The organism is Streptomyces sp. NPDC050211 (assembly GCF_040656035.1).
Lineage (GTDB): Bacteria > Actinomycetota > Actinomycetes > Streptomycetales > Streptomycetaceae > Streptomyces.
Genome location: NZ_JBFALC010000005.1, coordinates 109356 through 125865, shown reverse-complemented (window position 1 = coordinate 125865; position 16510 = coordinate 109356). Strand labels below are relative to the sequence as shown.

General features: G+C 69.2%; 13 protein-coding genes. 1 reads left to right on the top strand and 12 read right to left on the bottom strand.

Annotation, left to right across the window (positions count from 1 at the left end; all coding sequences use genetic code 11):
- Window positions 1–100: 100 nt before the first annotated feature.
- Both AB0I98_RS07740 and AB0I98_RS07735 read right to left on the bottom strand, forming a co-directional pair.
- Window positions 101–1516: a DHA2 family efflux MFS transporter permease subunit gene (locus tag AB0I98_RS07740; protein WP_362936801.1), complete on the bottom strand. Its 1416-nt coding sequence runs from the start codon at window positions 1514–1516 to the stop codon at window positions 101–103.
- A gap of 13 nt (window positions 1517–1529) precedes the next feature.
- Entirely contained in the window at window positions 1530–2165 is a 636-nt protein-coding gene (locus tag AB0I98_RS07735; protein WP_362936798.1) for an NAD(P)H-dependent oxidoreductase, read from the bottom strand.
- A gap of 123 nt (window positions 2166–2288) precedes the next feature.
- Between AB0I98_RS07735 and AB0I98_RS07730 the strand changes: the two genes are divergently transcribed.
- Window positions 2289–2975 (top strand): TetR/AcrR family transcriptional regulator, encoded by a 687-nt coding sequence (locus AB0I98_RS07730; protein ID WP_362936795.1) that lies wholly within the window; start codon window positions 2289–2291, stop codon window positions 2973–2975.
- Between the two features lie 20 nt (window positions 2976–2995).
- Here the strand turns inward: AB0I98_RS07730 and AB0I98_RS07725 are convergent, their stop codons facing one another.
- The 10 genes from AB0I98_RS07725 to AB0I98_RS07680 all read right to left on the bottom strand — a co-directional run bounded on the left by AB0I98_RS07725 (window position 2996) and on the right by AB0I98_RS07680 (window position 16472).
- Entirely contained in the window at window positions 2996–3802 is an 807-nt protein-coding gene (locus AB0I98_RS07725) for an ABC-2 family transporter protein (RefSeq protein WP_362936792.1), read from the bottom strand.
- 1 nt (window position 3803) lies between these two features.
- Window positions 3804–4607, bottom strand: a complete 804-nt coding sequence (locus tag AB0I98_RS07720; RefSeq protein WP_362936789.1) for an ABC-2 family transporter protein — start codon at window positions 4605–4607, stop codon at window positions 3804–3806.
- Window position 4608: 1 nt separating this feature from the next.
- Window positions 4609–5604, bottom strand: a complete 996-nt coding sequence (locus AB0I98_RS07715; RefSeq protein ID WP_362936786.1) for an ATP-binding cassette domain-containing protein — start codon at window positions 5602–5604, stop codon at window positions 4609–4611.
- Window positions 5605–5744: 140 nt separating this feature from the next.
- Window positions 5745–8624, bottom strand: a complete 2880-nt coding sequence (locus AB0I98_RS07710; protein ID WP_362936783.1) for a glycoside hydrolase family 2 TIM barrel-domain containing protein — start codon at window positions 8622–8624, stop codon at window positions 5745–5747.
- Between the two features lie 12 nt (window positions 8625–8636).
- On the bottom strand, window positions 8637–9512 hold the full coding sequence (locus AB0I98_RS07705) for a carbohydrate ABC transporter permease (RefSeq protein ID WP_362936780.1): 876 nt from the start codon (window positions 9510–9512) through the stop codon (window positions 8637–8639).
- Window positions 9509–10477 carry a sugar ABC transporter permease gene (locus AB0I98_RS07700; RefSeq protein WP_362936777.1) on the bottom strand — a complete coding sequence of 323 codons (969 nt, stop codon included), beginning with the start codon at window positions 10475–10477 and terminating at the stop codon, window positions 9509–9511. The genes AB0I98_RS07705 and AB0I98_RS07700 overlap by 4 nt, the downstream gene beginning before the upstream one ends.
- A 20-nt stretch (window positions 10478–10497) precedes the next feature.
- Complete coding sequence (locus AB0I98_RS07695; RefSeq protein WP_362936774.1) at window positions 10498–11760, bottom strand: sugar ABC transporter substrate-binding protein; 1263 nt, start codon at window positions 11758–11760, stop codon at window positions 10498–10500.
- Window positions 11761–11986: 226 nt separating this feature from the next.
- A complete protein-coding gene (locus AB0I98_RS07690) occupies window positions 11987–13843 on the bottom strand; it encodes a glycoside hydrolase (protein WP_362936771.1) in 1857 nt (618 codons plus the stop codon).
- An 11-nt stretch (window positions 13844–13854) separates the two neighbouring features.
- Window positions 13855–15102 carry an ROK family transcriptional regulator gene (locus AB0I98_RS07685; RefSeq protein ID WP_362936768.1) on the bottom strand — a complete coding sequence of 416 codons (1248 nt, stop codon included), beginning with the start codon at window positions 15100–15102 and terminating at the stop codon, window positions 13855–13857.
- 125 nt (window positions 15103–15227) lie between these two features.
- The gene (locus AB0I98_RS07680) at window positions 15228–16472 is read right to left on the bottom strand and encodes an FAD-binding protein (RefSeq protein WP_362936765.1); all 1245 of its coding nucleotides are present in this window, start codon (window positions 16470–16472) and stop codon (window positions 15228–15230) included.
- Window positions 16473–16510: the final 38 nt, after the last annotated feature.

Below are 16510 nucleotides of genomic sequence, written 5' to 3'. Positions count from 1 at the left end.
GGAACGCGAGGGCACGGCGCTCGTCGCGGGCTGCTGCTGCGTATTGATCGCGGTCGCCGCCCTGTTCACGCCGATACGGCGGTCGGGCAAGGGTTGACCTTCACGCCCGCTCCGGCCGTCCGCCCGGCAACAGCAAGGCGGGCAGCAGTGCCAGCCCCAGCAGGGTCGCCGCCACCGCGAACGTGATGCGGAAGCCCGACGGGTCCGTGCCCGCCGATCCCAGGACCACCGAGATCAGCGCCGTGCCCACCGATGCCCACACCTGCGAGTTGATGCTCAGTGTCGTACTCGCCGCGGCCATGCGGTCCTTCGGCAGCTCACGGGTCGCGGTCGTCATCGTCGGCAACAGCACCATGCCCGCGCCGATGCCCATCACCACCGACGCTGCCACCACCCGCCAGGGCGCCACGCCCTCGACGCCCGTCTGGAGCGCCAGCAGCGCCATGCCGAGCGCGCCCACCGCGGTCCCGGCCGGGATCAGCCGGCGTGGGGACACCTGGTCGATGCGGCGGGCGGCCAGCTGCATCGTCACGCCGACGGCGAGCCCGACCGGTGCGCCGAGCAGCCCGGCCGCGGTCGCGCTCGTGTCCCGCACCTGCTGCCAGTACATCGGCGCCAGCAGCATCGACCCGAAGTAGCCGCAGGTGAACAGCGCGAGCGTGCCGATGCCGACGGCGAAGGTACGGTCCCGCAGCAGCCGTAGATCCAGCAGCGGGTCATGGGTCGTCAGAGCCCGCCGGACGAAGGCGGCGACGAGCACCGCGCCGGCGACCGTGGGCAGCAGTGCGCCCGCCGCCGTGAAGTCGCCGCGCTCGCCGCCCCGCGCCAGCCCGAACAGCAGCAGCGCCAGGCCTGGCGAGAGCATCAGCAGGCCCGGGACGTCGAGCCGCGGCGCCGGGGCCGGTCCGCGGGGCGCGTCCGGTCGTAGCAGCTTCACCGCGAGGGCCAACGCGATCGCGCCCACGGGCAGATTCACGAGGAAGATCCACTGCCAGGACGCGATGTCGATCAGCCAGCCGCCGAGCACCGGCCCGGCGACCGGGCCGACCAGGATGGGCAGTCCGAGCAACGCCATGGCCCGTCCCATCCGTTCACGTTCGGCGGTGCGCATCACCATCGCCATGCCGACCGGCATGATCAGCCCACCGCCGAGGCCTTGCACGGCCCGGAACGCGATCAGACTGCCCGCGTCCCAGGCGCACGCGGCGAGCAGCGAGCCGAGGGTGAACAGCACCAGCGCAGTGAGGTACGTGCGTTTCTCGCCGAACCGGCCCATTGCCCAGGCCGCGGTCGGGATGACCGCGGCGAGTGCGAGGGAGTACGCGGTGGCGGTCCACTGGATCGTCTCCAGCGGGGCGTGGAACTCCTCGGAGAGTCTGCGCAGCGCGACGTTCACGATCGTCATGTCGAGCACCGTCATCACAGCGCCGATGATCACGACGGCGATCGTGCGGTGCAGTGCGGCGGACGCGGGAGCCGGCTCCGCCGGAGCCTGCGGCGTCCGGGTGGTGGACATCGTCCGGCCGCCCTCAGCCCTCGTACGGGCGGGTCGCGCGCGCCTCCCGCAACACCCGCCCCCACCAGGCGAGTTGACCGATCATGCCCTTGGCCGCGCCCTCGCAGACGGCCGCGTCGAGCGGGGTGCCGTCCTCTGCGAGGCCCGACCACGGCCAGTGCAAGCTGACCGAGTCGCGCACCGTCATCGCGTGCAACTCGGCGAAGACCAGCCGGAGTTGCTCGACCGCGCGCAGGCCGCCGCCCAGTCCGCCGTAGGAGACGAAGCCGACGGGCTTCGCGCGCCACTGTTCGTAGTGCCAGTCGATGAAGTTCTTCAGCGCGGCCGGGAAGCTGTGGTTGTACTCGGCGGTGACGATGACGAAGGCGTCGGCGGCGGTGATGCGCGGGGTGACGTCCGCCAGCGCGGCGACGGCCTCCTCGCGCGGGGTGCCGCCCCAGTCGGGCATGACCAGGGGCAGTGGGACGTCCGCGAGGTCGATGACGTCCAGTTCGAGCCCGTCGTAACTCTCGGCGGTCGTCCGGAACCAGTCGGCGACTGCGGGGCCCCGGCGGCCTTCGCGGACGCTGCCGACGATGACGGCGAGGCGCAGCGGCGCGTCCGTGGTGTTCCCGGGGGCGGCGGTGGACGTGGTCTCGGTGGCAGGCATGGAAGTATCCCCTCGTCAATGGCTCGGGCGCCGCGGTACGGCCGCGCCCGTGCGAGAAAAGTACAACGACCGTTGTAAGAATTACAATGGGTGTTGTACTTCAGGGGTCGTGAGGAGGCGAGTGTGGGCAGCAGCAACGAGGCTCGGGTGGAGCAGGCGCGGCGCGAGGTGTCACCGCGCAAGCTGGAGAAGCAGATGGCCATCGCGAGCGCGTCCTGCGAGGTCTTCGGCCGCGAGGGCTACGCGCGCGCCTCGGTCGACACGCTCGCCGCCGAGGCCGGCGTCTCCACCCGCACGCTCTACAACCACTTCCCGGGCGGCAAGGCCGAGCTGTTCCGTACGGTCGTCACCTGGACGTCGGCCGACGTGCGCGACGCTCAACTCGCCCGGCTGCACGCCCTGCTGGACCCCGAGCGGCCGCCCCGCCCGGAGGACCTGGAGCGCGACCTGGTGGCCCTGGCGCGGGCCTTCGTCGCCCTCATGACCGAGTTCCCCAACCACTTCGCCCTGGTCCGCCACATCCACGCCGAGGCCGACCATGTGCCGCCCGAGGTGCTCCAGGCGTGGCAGGACACGGGACCGGCCCAGGTCCAGCGGGGGATGGCCGACGCGATGACCGGCCTGGAGAAGGCCGGACTGCTCGACCTGCACGGCGACGCGCCCATGGCCGGAGTCCATTTCATGGCGCTGATCTCGCACTCCGTCGTCCAGCAGTCCCACTACGGCGTGCGGCCCCTCCCGAAGGGGGAGGTCGATCGCATGGTCACGCGCGGGGTCGCGGCGTTCCTACGGGCCTACCGGGCCGGTTGAGCCACGGCCGGCGGCATCGGTCATCCGTTCACGCCCGCATAGTGCCGCAGGCTCCACCGCCACAGCAGGCGGGTCGCGAGATACGCCAGGACGCCCAGCAGCGGGGAGGCCGCCGCCAGCCAGTACGGGACGCCGGTGCTGTGGCCGTGGCCGGTGAGGACGGCGGCCGGGAAGTAGGCGACGAAGGCGAGCGGGAGGCCGTACGTCAGGAAGCCGCCCACCGCCTTCGGCAGGACGTTCAGGGGGTAGCTGCCGAAGGTGCCGAGGAGTTCCTCCAGCCAGCGGCTCCAGTAGTCGGCGGCCGGGAAGCGCAGCGCGGCACAGGCCATGACCGCGAACAGGGCCGCCTCCAGGAGCATGCCGCCGATGACGGCCGCGATCAGGTACGAGATCCGGCCCGCCGTCCAGTCCAGGTGACTGCGGCTGAGCGCGCCCACCATCAGGCCCGTCGCGACGGTCAGGTCACCGATCGCGTTGGTCGGGAAGTAGGCGAGCTGGACCTGGCGGTACACCGGCATGGGGCGGGTCAGATAGACGTCGATCATGCCTTCCTGGACCTGCCGGCCGATGAAGTGCAGTCGTCCAAGGACCAGGACGAACAGCCCGTGCGCGAGCATCCGGATCGCCGGGATCAGCAGCACGTCCGAGCTGTCCCAGCCGCCCATCCCGGTGAACCGCGCCAGCAGCACCGTCGCGAACACGATCACCGACACCTGCCAGATCGCGCCGACCGCGATGTTCAGCAGGAACTCGGTGCGGTACTCCATCGCGGCACGGATGTTGAGCAGCGAGATACGCCACACGATGCGCAGAGCCTTCAACGACATCTCAGCCTCCCTGCGAGATCACGCGCGCCGCGGCCTGCCGCCACACCCACCGGGTGAACAGCGCCAGCAAGACGACCCAGGCCGCCTGAATGGTCAACTGGACGCCCGCGTCGGCCAGTTGGATCCGCCCGATGTAGATCGACAGCGGCACGCTCAGCGTCGCCTGGAACGGCAGGAAACCGCTCAGCGTGAGGAACCAGTCCGGGAAGAACCACAGCGGCGCGTAGACCCCGGACAGCAGGTTCTGCGCGAAGATCAGGATGAGCATCGCGGAGTTGTTGCGGATGGTGAAGAAGCACATCTGGTCCAGGACGAGCATCACGTAGTACAGCACCCACTGGCCGAGCAGCAGACTGACCGCGAACACCCCTGCCACGGCGGCCGACCGGGGCGGTTCGACCACCCCGAACGCCAGGCAGACCGCGAATCCGCCCAGCGCCCACGCCAGCCCGTACAGCTGCTCACCGAGGGCACGCAGGGCGTAGTACCGCTGGGGCGGCAGCGGGCGCAGGTACCAGTAGACGATGGTGCCGAAGTGCATGTGCTGCAGCACGGTGTCCCGGCCCGCGTACTGGTCCAACTCCCGCAGCCGGGAAGCGAGTACGGCCAGCACGGCATACGTGACCGCCTGGCTCTCGTCCAGTCCGGCGGTGGTGCCGGTGTGGGAGTACAGGCCGTGCCACAGCGACGCCACGAGCACCACCTGCACGGCCAGCCGGATCAGCACGGCCGTCATCCGGGGCGGGGTGTGCAGCTCGCCGAGGGGGGTGACGCGGGCAGCGCGCCAGGCGTGCAGAACGGCCACGTCAGACCGCCTCGGCGTGGACGTACGCGGCCCGCATCACGTCTTCCAGGTCCGCTTCGTCGATGGCGACGCCCGTCACCTCGTACCGCTCGATGACCGTCTTCAATGCCTGGTGCACCGTGGGCGCGTCCGGTCCGTCCGGCCCGAAGACGACCTGCGGGCCGTCCTGCCGCAGCAGTGCGATGCCCGGCAGTGGTACGACGTCGGTGTGCGCGTCGGCGAGGGTCGCCCGCACCTGCCAGGTCGAGCCGAACTTGCGGCGGATCTCGTCCAGGCCGCCGTCCAGGACGAGCCGGCCGTGGTTGATCAGGACGACCCGCTCGGCGAGCCGCTCGACCTCCGTCATGTCGTGTGTGGTCAACAGGACCGTACGGCCGCGCTGTTCGACCTGGTGCCGGAGGAACTCCCGCACCTGCTCCTTGACCACCACGTCCATGCCGATGGTCGGCTCGTCCAGGAAGACGACCGGCGGGTCGTGCAGCAGGGCCGCCGCGAGGTCGGAGCGCACACGCTGGCCGAGCGAGAGGTGGCGCACCCGGGTGTCCCAGAAGGAGGAGAGGTCCAGCAGTTCGTCGAACTCGCCGAGCCGGGTGGCGTGTTCGGCCCTGGGCACCTCGTAGATGTCCCGCAGGATCGAGAACGACTCACGCACCGGCAGGTCCCACCACAGCTGGGTGCGCTGCCCGAACACCGCGCCGATGTTGCGGGCGTTGCGCTCCCGCTCCTTGTACGGCACCACGCCCGTGACCCGGCACTCGCCGGACGTCGGCGTGAGGATGCCGGTGAGCATCTTGATGGTGGTCGACTTGCCCGCGCCGTTCGGGCCGAGCAGGGCGAGGAGTTCGCCGGGCGCCACGTCGAAGGTGATGTCCTGGACGGCGTGCTTGGCGACCCGCTCCGGGTCGACCAGGGATCGCAGCGCGCCGGTGAAGCCCGGGCGGCGGACGGTGGTGTGGAAGGTGCGGGACAGACCGCGGACCTCGATGCTTCCGCTCAAGTTCGTGAACTCCCTTGCCTCGAACACGAGTTGCGGCCGGGCGGGGTGGTGGGGCCCCCGGCCGCGGGCGCATCAAGGCCGGCCGCGGAATTCGATGAGACGGTCACTGTATAAAATTATACCCCCCGTGGACTAATCGATCACCGAGGGTCGGCCACCGAGAACACGAACGAGAACTCCGCCGGCTCAGGCCGCAGGAAGTACCGCGGCAGCGGGCCGGGTCCGCACGACTGGGAGCCGATGCCGTGCTGCCCGTGGTCGAGGTTGACCCACACCGTGTCACTGGGGTTGAGATCGGTGAGGTGCTGGGCCGCGTCCAGCTGCTCGTTCGTCCAGCGGCGCGCGCTGAACCAGAACTCCGGGTCGCCCTCGATCCGCAGCCCGCCGAGCTCCGCCCAGCGGACATCGGCCCGGGCGCCGTTCTCCTGCGGACGCACGTACGGCGTCTGCAGCTCGTCCACGGAGGAGTGCCAAAGGCCCAGCATCGAGGCCGACTTGGTGTCCGGGTATGCCTCGCCGGGACCGCCACCGAACCACTTCACCTGGTCCGCTTGCGCGAGCCCGAAGCGAATGCCCAGCCGCGGCAACGGCACCGTCCAGTCGCCCTCGGGCGCCACGGACACGGTCAGCTTCAGCCGCGTGCCGTCGGACGTCCACCGGTACACCGTGCGCAGGCCCACCTCCCAGGCGGCGGGCGCCACCCGGGTCCGTACGGTCAACGCGTCATCATTCAACTCGACGCCGTCCAGGCGGTGCCGCATGCGGTGCAGGCCGTACTTGCGCCACATGTGCGCCCAGCGGACGTCGTCCTGCCAGGAGGCACCCTCGTCGTTGTCGGTCGGCGCACGCCAGACGTCGAGACGGAGGTCCGTCACGTCCAGCCTGCCGATCGTCTTCAGCGCACCGGTGCGTACGTCGAAGGACGCCGGGCCGACATAGATCAGCCGCTCGCTCGCGGAGGGAGTGTCGCTTGCCACGACGGACGGCAACGACCGGCCAGCGACCGGCAGTTGAGCCCAGGCCACCTCGTGGTCCTTCTTCCCCCACGCGGTGTCCTCCGCCAGCAGCGCCCGTACTGTCCACTGCGTCTCGGCCCCACGCCCGTCCGCCGGAGGCGGCGCCGGCAGCTTCACCTCCGCCGACTCGCCCGGCGCCAGCGCGGGCACGGACAGGCTGCCCGCCTCGACCGTCTCGCCGTCCACCTGGTACGACCACTCGAAGGCCAGCGCCGAGAGGTCGGCGAAGTCGTACGCGTTCGTGATCCGTACGGTCCCGTCCGCGCCGTCGCCCTCGATGCGGACGGGCTCGATCACCTTCTTGAACTCGACGAGCCCCGGCGAGGGCTGGCGATCCGGGAAGATCAGCCCGTCGCAGACGAAGTTCCCGTCGTGCAGCTCCTCGCCGAAGTCGCCGCCGTACGCGAAGCCGAACCGCGCGTCCTTGATGCCGTGGTCGATCCACTCCCAGATGAAGCCGCCCTGGAGCCGGTCGTACGACTCGAAGATCCGCTGGTAGTCGGCGATGCCGCCGGGGCCGTTGCCCATGGCGTGGCCGTACTCGCAGAGGATGAAGGGCAGTTGGCGTCGCCTGTGGGTGCCGCCGTCCAGCCCGGCACCGATCCGCTCGACCTCCTCATGACCCGCGTACATCCGCGAGTACATGTCGGTGTCACGGCAGTCGATGTCGCCCTCGTAGTGCACGAGCCGCGAGTCGTCCCGGCCGTGGATCCACTCGGCCATCGCGGTCAGCCCGCGGCCGGTGCCGGCCTCGTTGCCGAGGGACCAGATGACGACGGACGGGTGGTTCTTGTCGCGTTCGACCATACGGGCGGCGCGGTCGAGCAGGGCCGGCGTCCAGCGGTCGTCGTCCACGGGATTGTCGCGCCAGGCCTGCTCGGTGAAGCCGTGCGTCTCGAGGTCGCACTCGTCGATGACCCAGAGGCCGTACTCGTCGCACAGGTCCAGGAAGGCCGGGTGCGGTGGGTAGTGCGAGGTGCGCACCGCGTTGAGGTTGTGCCGCTTCATCAGCAGCACGTCCTCGCGCATGGTCTCCAGGTCGAGGGCGCGGCCCTTCTCGGGGTGCCATTCGTGCCGGTTGACGCCCTTGAAGAGGATGGGTTTTCCGTTGACCTTGATCAGGCCATCTTCGAGGACGACGTTACGGAAACCGATGCGCAGCGGGACGTGCTCGCCCGCTGTGATCAGCTCACCGTCGTACAGCTTCGGCGTCTCGGCCGACCACGGTTCGACGGGGACGGTCACCGACTCGCCGGTCGCGACATCGATGTCCAGCGCGGGCACGGACACCCGCCCCTCGACGTCGGAGTCGACGCGCAGGGTGCCCTCGCCGGTGGTGTGGTCGTAGGAGGCCTGCACGAAGAAGTCGCCCGCGCTGCCCGCCGGGCGGTGCAGCAGGGTGACATCACGGAAGATGCCCGGCAGCCACCACTGGTCCTGGTCCTCCAGATACGACCCCGCGGACCACTGGTGCACGCGGACGGCGAGCACGTTGCCCGTCGGCTTCAGCAGCGGCCCGACCGCGAACTCGTGCGGCAGCCGGGAGCCCTTGAACTCGCCGAGCTCCGTGCCGTTCAGCCAGACGCGGGCGCAGGACTCGACACCGTCGAAACGCAGGACGGCGCCGCCGTCGCCGGGCCAGTCGGCCGGCAGGTCGAAGACGCGGAGGTGGTCGCCGGTCGGATTCTCGGTCGGGACGTGCGGCGGATCCACCGGGAAGGGGTACAGGTGGTTCGTATAAATGGGCGAACCGAACGCCCCGTCGCCCTGGAGGACCCAGTGCCCGGGGACCGTGACCTCGGCCCAGTCCCCGGTGTCGTACCCCTCCTCCGCGAAGGAGCCGTTCTCGGCGTCCGCCGTCGCGGACAGGCGGAAGCGCCAGCTGCCGTTGAGGGAGAGCGACGTGGCGTCGGAGGCCGCGTACCAGGCGCGGGGCGGCAGGGCACCGCTGCCCGGCGAGACGTCCTCGACGTAGTCGACGGATGGGGTGGTGCGGAAAGACATCGGTCTCCTAGGTCAGCCCTTGATGCCGGTCTGCGCGATCCCCTGGACCAGCCAGCGTTGGAGGAAGAGGAACACGAACACCAGGGGCAGGATGGAAATGGCCGTGGCCATGAAGATCAGGTGGTAGTTGACGGACTGGTTGGTCGCGTACGTCGAGAGAGCGACCTGCACCGTCCACGCGCTGGGATCCTGGCCGATGACCAGGGGCCACAGGAAGGCGTTCCAGCCCGCGATGAAGGTGATCGTCGCGATCGCCGCGAAGAAGTTCAGCGAGTTGGGCACGACGACACGCCAGTACGCGCCCCAGTAACCGAGCCCGTCCACACGCGCCGCCTCCTCCAGCTCCTTCGGGAACCCCAAGAAGTACTGCCGGAACAGGAAGCAGGTGAAACCACTGAACAGGCCCGGAATGATCAGACCGCGGTAGGTGTCCACCCAGCCGAGCGACGAGACGAGCACGAAGCTCGGCACGAAGGTCACGGCTGTGGGCACCATCAGGGTGGCCAGTACGACGTAGAAGACCTTGTTGGCGTGCTTGTACGGGATGCGGGCGAGGCCGTATCCGGCCAGCGAGCAGATCAGGAGGATGCCCGTGGTGTGCAGGACGGCGACGACCAGCGAGTTCCACATCGACCGGGCGAAGTCGACCGTGACGTCGTCGAACGGCTCGGTGACGTTGCCCCACTGGATGTCGGTGGGGAACCACTTCCACTCCTCGCCCGTGATCTCCGGGTCCGTCATGAAGGCGTTGCGGACGATCAGATAGAACGGGATGAGGAAGAGGACGGCGGCCACGCAGGTCGCGATGTACAGACCGGTATTGCTCATGACGCCACCGGGGCGCTTGGCCTTCGCCGGCTTCCTGACGTCGGGTGCTGTGGTGGTCACTGGGACTCGTCCCCCCTTCCGAAGCCCATGATCTTGCCCTGGAGCAGGGTCACGAGGCAGATGAGCACGGTCAGGACCAGCGCACCCGCGCTGCCCGCGCCGTAGTTCTGGTTCTCGCCCAGCGCCATCTTGTACAGCTCGACCAGTGGCGGCATGCCCCATGTGGCCTTGCCGAGCAGGATGAAGAACTCGTCGAAGGCCTGGTAGGCGGCGATGAGCAGCAGCAGGATCACCGCGGTGGACGTCGCCCGCAGCTGGGGCAGTGTGATGTAGCGGAAGGTCTGCCAGCCCGGCTTGGCGCCGTCGATGGCGGCGGCCTCGTACAGCTCCCTGGGGATGTTCTGCAGCGCCGCCAGGAAGAGGATCATGTAGAAACCGGCCTGCAGCCAGAGCCGGACGGTCACGATGACCAGCCAGTACCAGGGCGGATCGGGATTGTCGAGCCAGGCGATGTTCTCGACCCCGAACCAGCCGAGGAACGTGTTGGCCATGCCGAAGCGGACGCCGTTGAAGATGGACATCTTCCAGATCAGCGCGGCGGCCGCGTAGCTGACCGCGGTCGGCAGGAAGAACACCGACCGGAAGAACGCCTGCATGAACCGCAGCCGGTTCACCATCAGCGCCAGCCCGAGCGACAGCGCCCAGGTGGTGGGCACGATGAACGCCGCGAAGACGGTGAAGGTGACGAGGGAGTTCCTGAAGTCCGTGTCCGACAGGATCTGCTTGTAGTTCTCCAGGCCGACGAACTCGCTCGGCGTGACCGTGAACCGTGCCTCGAAGAAGCTGAGATACAGGCTCCAGCCGATCGGCACGAAGACGAAGATCACCAGGCCGATCAGGAACGGGCCGGTGAAGAGCCAGAAGTTGAAGGTGCTGTTCGCCTTGAGGCCCCGCCGCGGCCGGGCCTTGGAGACCTTGGCCGGGGCGGGGTTCTTGGCGACCCCGGGTGTGGTGGTGGTCGACATGTCGAGATCCGTCCGGGGGCCTATCCGAAGAGCTTCTTGAGCTCGGCGTTGACCTTCTTCTCAGCGGCGGCGAGCTGAGCCTTGGGGTCACTGTCCTTGCGGACGGAGTTCGCCATCACGTCGTTGACCGCGGCGATCATGGCCTGGGTCCAGCCGATGTTGTCGAAGTGGCCGAACTCGTTGAACAGCTTCACGCCCTCGGCCGGAAGGCCGGACTTCAGCTTGGTGGCGGATTCGGCGAGCGAGGTGCGCGGCGGGATGTGGAAGCCGTAGGAGGTGGCGAAGTCCTCCTGGTACTCCTTCTGGTCGATCCACAGCCACTTCACGTACTCCTTGGCCGCCTCGACGTTCTTGCTCTTGGCGTTGACGAACATGGACCAGCCGCCGTTGTAGACCGACTCCTTGCCGGCGGACCCGACCTTCGGGAACGGGAAGATGCCGATGTCGTCGCCGAGCGCCTCGATCATCGCGGGCATCGCCCACATGCCGCACCACTGGATCGCCGTCAGGCCCTGGGTGAAGGCCGACGGGTCCCACCAGTCCGCGGGGGCGCCGAGGAGCAGGTCGCCGCTGGTGAACAGGCCACGCAGCTGCTTGAGGCCCTCGGCGACGGCGTCGGTGTTGAAGGCGGCCTTGTTGTCCGCGGTGAGCGTCTCGGCGCCGGCCGACCAGATCAGGTTGTGCTGGACCGGGGTGAGGTCGTTGCCGAGGTAGGCGCCCTTGACCTTGCCGGTCTTGAGCTTGGCTGCGGCCTCGATCAGCTCCTCCAGCGTGGTCGGCACCTCGACCTTCGCCTTCTCGAACAGCGAGGGCCGGTAGAAGAAGAACTGCGGGTCGTCGATCATCCGGACGCCGTATATCTTGCCGTCGACCGTGTGCGACGTGATGTCGGCCGCGTTGAAGTCGGCCTTGACCGGCTCGATGATGTCGGTCAGGTCCGCCACCTGACCGCTCTTGATGAGCTGGATCTGCGGGTGGAACTCGAAGACGTCCGGCGCGTTCTTGGTGAGCAACGCGGCGAACAGCTTCTGCTCGAAGTTGTTGCCGGTGATCCACTGCGTGGTCACGTTGGCCTTGTCGTAGGCCTTTGCGTACTTCTTGACGGCCTGCTCGACACCGGCCTCGCCGTATGCGTGGAAGTACTGGACGAGGCCCTCGCCCGAACCTCCTCCGGCCCGCCCGGTGTTGCCGCCGCACGCGGCCAGCCCGCCGGCGGCGGCCAGACCCATCGCGGCCCGCAGTACGGATCGGCGGTCCATGTTGATGTTGCTCAGTGCCGACATGTTGACGTCCTTGTCTCGAGTACGGCTGCGGCTCCACGGCGCGACGGCCGGTGGCTCAACCGGTGGCTCAATTCGGCTTGCGGTGCGGGACGTTAACCTTCGGCTAAGCCTTCGGCAAGGGGTTGGACGAAGTCTGCTCGAAGCGTTGTGTGGCGTTCGGGATACCGGACGTACGGGGTGGCGGGCCGCCGCACCAGCGGCCCGCCAACTCATCGATCAGGAAGGGTTACTGACGGAACCAGGCCTGGTTCGTCCCGCCGTTGCAGGACCAAAGGCCCACCTTGCTGCCGTCGGCCGTCGCCTGGCCGCCGACGTCCAGACATGTCCCGGACGCCTCGTTCACGATCTGCCCGTTGGAGTTGAGCAGCCAGCGGTGACCGGCGTCACCCGTGAAGGCCGCGCTGGTCGTCAGGCCCGCACTTCCGGCCGTCAGATAGCCGCCCGCGCCCTTCAGCGCGCCCTTCGCGTCGTACGACCAGTCCTGCGCGTCCTCGCCCGTGCAGGCGTTGATCGCGGCCCCGGAGGCGTCCGCCGTCAGGCACTTCCCGGACTGCTGCCCCTGCAGCGCACCCGTGATCGCCGAACTGCCGCGGCCCTTCTGGTCGAGGACGTACGTCGTGATGGACCGGCCGGGGAGCGAGGCGGAGACGGTCGAGCCGCGCACTGCCGGCTTGGCCACCTTCGCCCAGTTCTCGTCCGCCGACGTCCGCACGGCCTGCGAAGCCCGCACCGGTGTCTTGCTGTTGAAGTGCAACTTCAGCGAACTGTCCGTCGCATTGTGGTTGTTGACCACCACGACCCACTTGCCGTCGCGGTCGTACGTCGACACCTCGACGCCGTCCGGCACGCCCGTCACGTTGTGTGCGACCGAGCCCGGCTTGACGAACTTGCTGTACTGGCCGAGCGCGTAGTAGCGCTTGGTGAAGTACAGGGTCTGGTTGCCGTTCGTGGCGTAATCGGGGTCGTAGTAGATCAGGCCGTCGTTCCAGCCGGAGTCGTTCTTCGCGTACGGGTCGGTGCCGATCATCTCCGACAGGGCGACCCACCAGTGGAACGCCGAGTCGTGCGCGGTCGCGAAGTCCTTGTAGATGATCCGGGAGAGGTTCAGACCGCCGTCGATCGTCGGGTCGTACTCCTGCGCCCAGCCGGTGCCGCCCTTGCCGAAGCAGCAGACCTCGGTGGACCAGGACTCGATGCCGGCGTTCTTGGCGGTCTCGTAGACCTTCGCGCGGTTGGCGTCGCTGGGGTTGTCGTAGGTGTGGTGGGCGAGCTTGTCGACGTACTGGGCCGTGCCCGGCTGTGAAATCCAGCGGGGGACCTCGTCGTTGAACTTGACCGTGCTGGTGGACTCGTCGGCGATGATGCCGGTCTTCTGGCGCCGTGCGTCCTGCTCGGCGCCGAGCGCCCGCACGATGTCGTCGCGCTGGTCGACGTCGACGAGCATGCCCTCCTGGCCGCAGGAGTCGAAGCTGTTCGTCGGCTCGTTGAAGGGGCTGATGTGGTCGAACCGCTGGCCCCGCTTGGCGAAGTGGTCGGTGACATCGGCGATGTATTTCGCGAAGTCCTGCTCGTTCTCCGCCTTCAGATAGCCGCCGCAGCTCTTGCCGTTGGTCTTCCACTCGGCGGGCGCGCTGTTCACGAAGGCGACGAGGTTCTCGACGCCGTACTTCGCGGCGTAGGACAGGAACGTACGGCCGCCCTTGTCCTTGCTCCAGTCGTACGTCCCGTCGTCGTTCCGGAAGTCCTCCGGGGCGCGGGACGGGGTGGTGACCGCCGTGCCGCCACCGCCGATGTTGTAGCGGTAGTTGCTGAGGTCGAGGCCCTGCGACGAGAAGAGCAGCTTCGCCACCCGGGCCTGGACCTTGGGGTCGAAGTTCTTCAGGTCGTTGACCCACCAGGCGCCGGACGCACCGATGTTGTCGATGGTCTGGGCGGCGTAGGGAGAGACTTCCGCGGCCACCGGGTCGGCGGCGCTCGCGGGCGGGGCGGATATGAGAGGGCCGGCGACAGCGAGTGCGGCTGCGGCTGTCAGGAGGGCCGATCTCTTGCGGGGGTGAGTGGTGCGGGGGTGAGTCACGTGCATCCCTTCCGTCGTCATGAAGGTGGTGCGGTACGGCTCCTTGCGGGGGTGGTGCGCTTTGTAGCGGTCCTCTGTCCCAGGGACTGCAGTGCGCCTTCGAGTGCGAACGTGGCCGCGCCCAGGCACGCCGGGTCGGTGGGGATGGGGGAGAGGACGATCTCGGTGGCGGCCAGGGGCCGCTTGAGCGCGTGCCGGGCCACGGCCTCGCGCACTTCGTGCAGCAGCGGTTCGCCGAGCGTGCGGGCGACCCAGCTGCTGAGCACGACCACTTCGGGGTTGAGGACGTTGACCAGGTTGGCGATGCCGGCGCCGATATAGCGGGCAGTTTCCCGTACGACCTTCAGGGCCACGGGGTCGTTCGCGGCCACGCCGCGGGCCAGCGCGTCGATGGTGGCCGTCTGGTCGTCCGGGTGCAGCAGCGGGCTCTGCGGGCTCAACTCCCGCAGGTTCAGCATGATCCCGGCCGCGCCGACGTAGGCCTCCACACAACCGTGGTTGCCGCAGCGGCACAGTCGTCCGTCCAGGACGAGCGTGGTGTGGCCCCACTCGCCGGCGCTGTTGCTCACCCCCCGGTACAGCCCGCCGCCGAGCGCGAGCCCGGCGCCGACCCCTGTTCCGAGGTTGACCACCACCGTGTCCCCGCGCCCGCGCGCCGCCCCGAACCACATTTCGGCGACCGCGCCGGCACGCAGCGGATTGTCCAGATGGAGGGGGTAGGCGATGACCTCGGACAGCAGATCGAGCAGCGGCACATCGTGCCAGTCCCAGTTGGGCGCGTACTCGGAGGTCCCGGTGTCGCGGTCCACCTGCCCCGGCACGCTCACCCCGACGCCGAGCACGCGCGCGCCCTCGATCCCGGCCTGCGCGACCACCGAACCGACGGCCGCGGCGACATGGGCGACGACCTGCTCCGGGAGGCTCTCACCGGGGCGCATGTCCTCGTCGGCGCGGGCGAGCACGTTCAGCCCGAGGTCGAACAGCTCGACATGGACGTACGTCTCCGCGATGTCGACACCGATCAACGCGCCCCCCGACGCGTTGACGGCCACGAGTCCCCGGGGCCTGCCCCCCGCCGAGTCCTCGAACCCGACCTCCGTGATCATGCGGAGGTCGAGCAGCTCCCCGACGAGCGTGGCGACCGTGGCCAGGCTCAGTCCCGTGGCGGCGGCCAGCTCCTGCCGGGAGGTGGGCGACTCGGCGATGATCTGGCGCAGCACCTCGTAGCGGTTCGCGGTGCGGATGTCACGTGAGGTGCGCTTCACCGGAGCAGCCCATCCCTTCCCAGCCAGGCCGGGGTCTACGTCGGCACCGGCGCGGCGCAAGGCTATGGGCTGCGAGGACTTTCGACAAGGGGTTAGGAAAGGGGGTATAGAAAGTCCCGCGCGGTTCAGCCGGCCAGGATGTCCCGCACGAAGGCGTTGGCGAATTTGCCGCCGGGGTCGAGTACTTGGGCCAGCGCCCGGAAGTCGCCGAGCCGCGGATACCGGCCCAACGGGAGTGCGGAGAACACCTTCCCCCAGTGCGGCCGTGCGTCGAGCCCGTCCAGCGCCTCCTCCACCCGCCGCACCACCGGCAGCACCGCGTCCGTGTCCTCGACCCAGGTGAAGTGCACGGCCACGGTGTCCCGCCCGTACGCCGGGCTCAGCCACTGCGTGTCCGCGGCGACCGTCCGCACCTCGCAGGTCTGCAGGACGGGAGCAAGCGTCGTACGGATCGCGTCCAGCGCGTGCAGCATGTCGAGGGCGTACGAGCGTGGCAGCAGGTACTCCGACTGCAGCTCGGCGCCGCTGCTGGGCGTGAACTCGGCCCGGAAGTGCGGCAGCCGCTCATGCCACGGCCCCGGCACGCCGAACTGCTCCGTGCAGTTGACCGCGGGCATGCCCGGCACGGGGTGCAGCTTCTCGGTGGCGGGCGCGGCCCACGGGAAGTCGGGCAGCGGCTGGTCGGTGCGCCGCTTCAGCCACACCTGCCGGAAGCCGGGCTCGCGCCAGTCGGTGAAGAGGCTGACGCTGTACGCCGCCGCCAGCACCGTCTCGAGCGTGTCGAAGTCCAGCCCGGCCAGCGGCAGTTCGGTGAACAGGTGCTGCTCGACGTCGTAGGACGGCTCCAGGTCGAGGGTGAGCGCGGTGACGACACCGAGCGCGCCGAGCGAGGTCACCGCCCCGCCGAACCGTTCGTCGTCCCGCCCGATGACGACGGTCGACCCGTCCGCCGTGACGATCTCCACCTCACGCACCGGCGCGGCGAGCGACCCGTTGCGGATGCCCGACCCATGCGTACCGGTCGCCACCGAACCGGCCACCGAGATGTGCGGCAGGGACGCCATGTTCGGCAGCGCGAAACCCCGCTCGTGCACCTGGCGGGCCAGCTCGGAGTACCGGACCCCGCCGCCGACCCGCACCGTGCGCGCCGCCGCGTCGACCTCGACCTCGACGGGCAGGCCGCCCAGCGACACCAGCGCCCCCTCGACGCCCGGCTCGGCGATCTCGTTGAAAGAGTGCCCGCTGCCCAGCACCCGCACCCGGTCACTGCCCGTCACGAGCGCGCGCAGTGCGTCCAGCGAGTGCGGGCGGTGCAGCTCCTTGGCGGTGTACGTGATGTTGCCCGCCCAGTTGGTCACGGTCTCGGCCATGCGGTCGCCCCTCCCGAGGAATACGAGAACCAGGAATC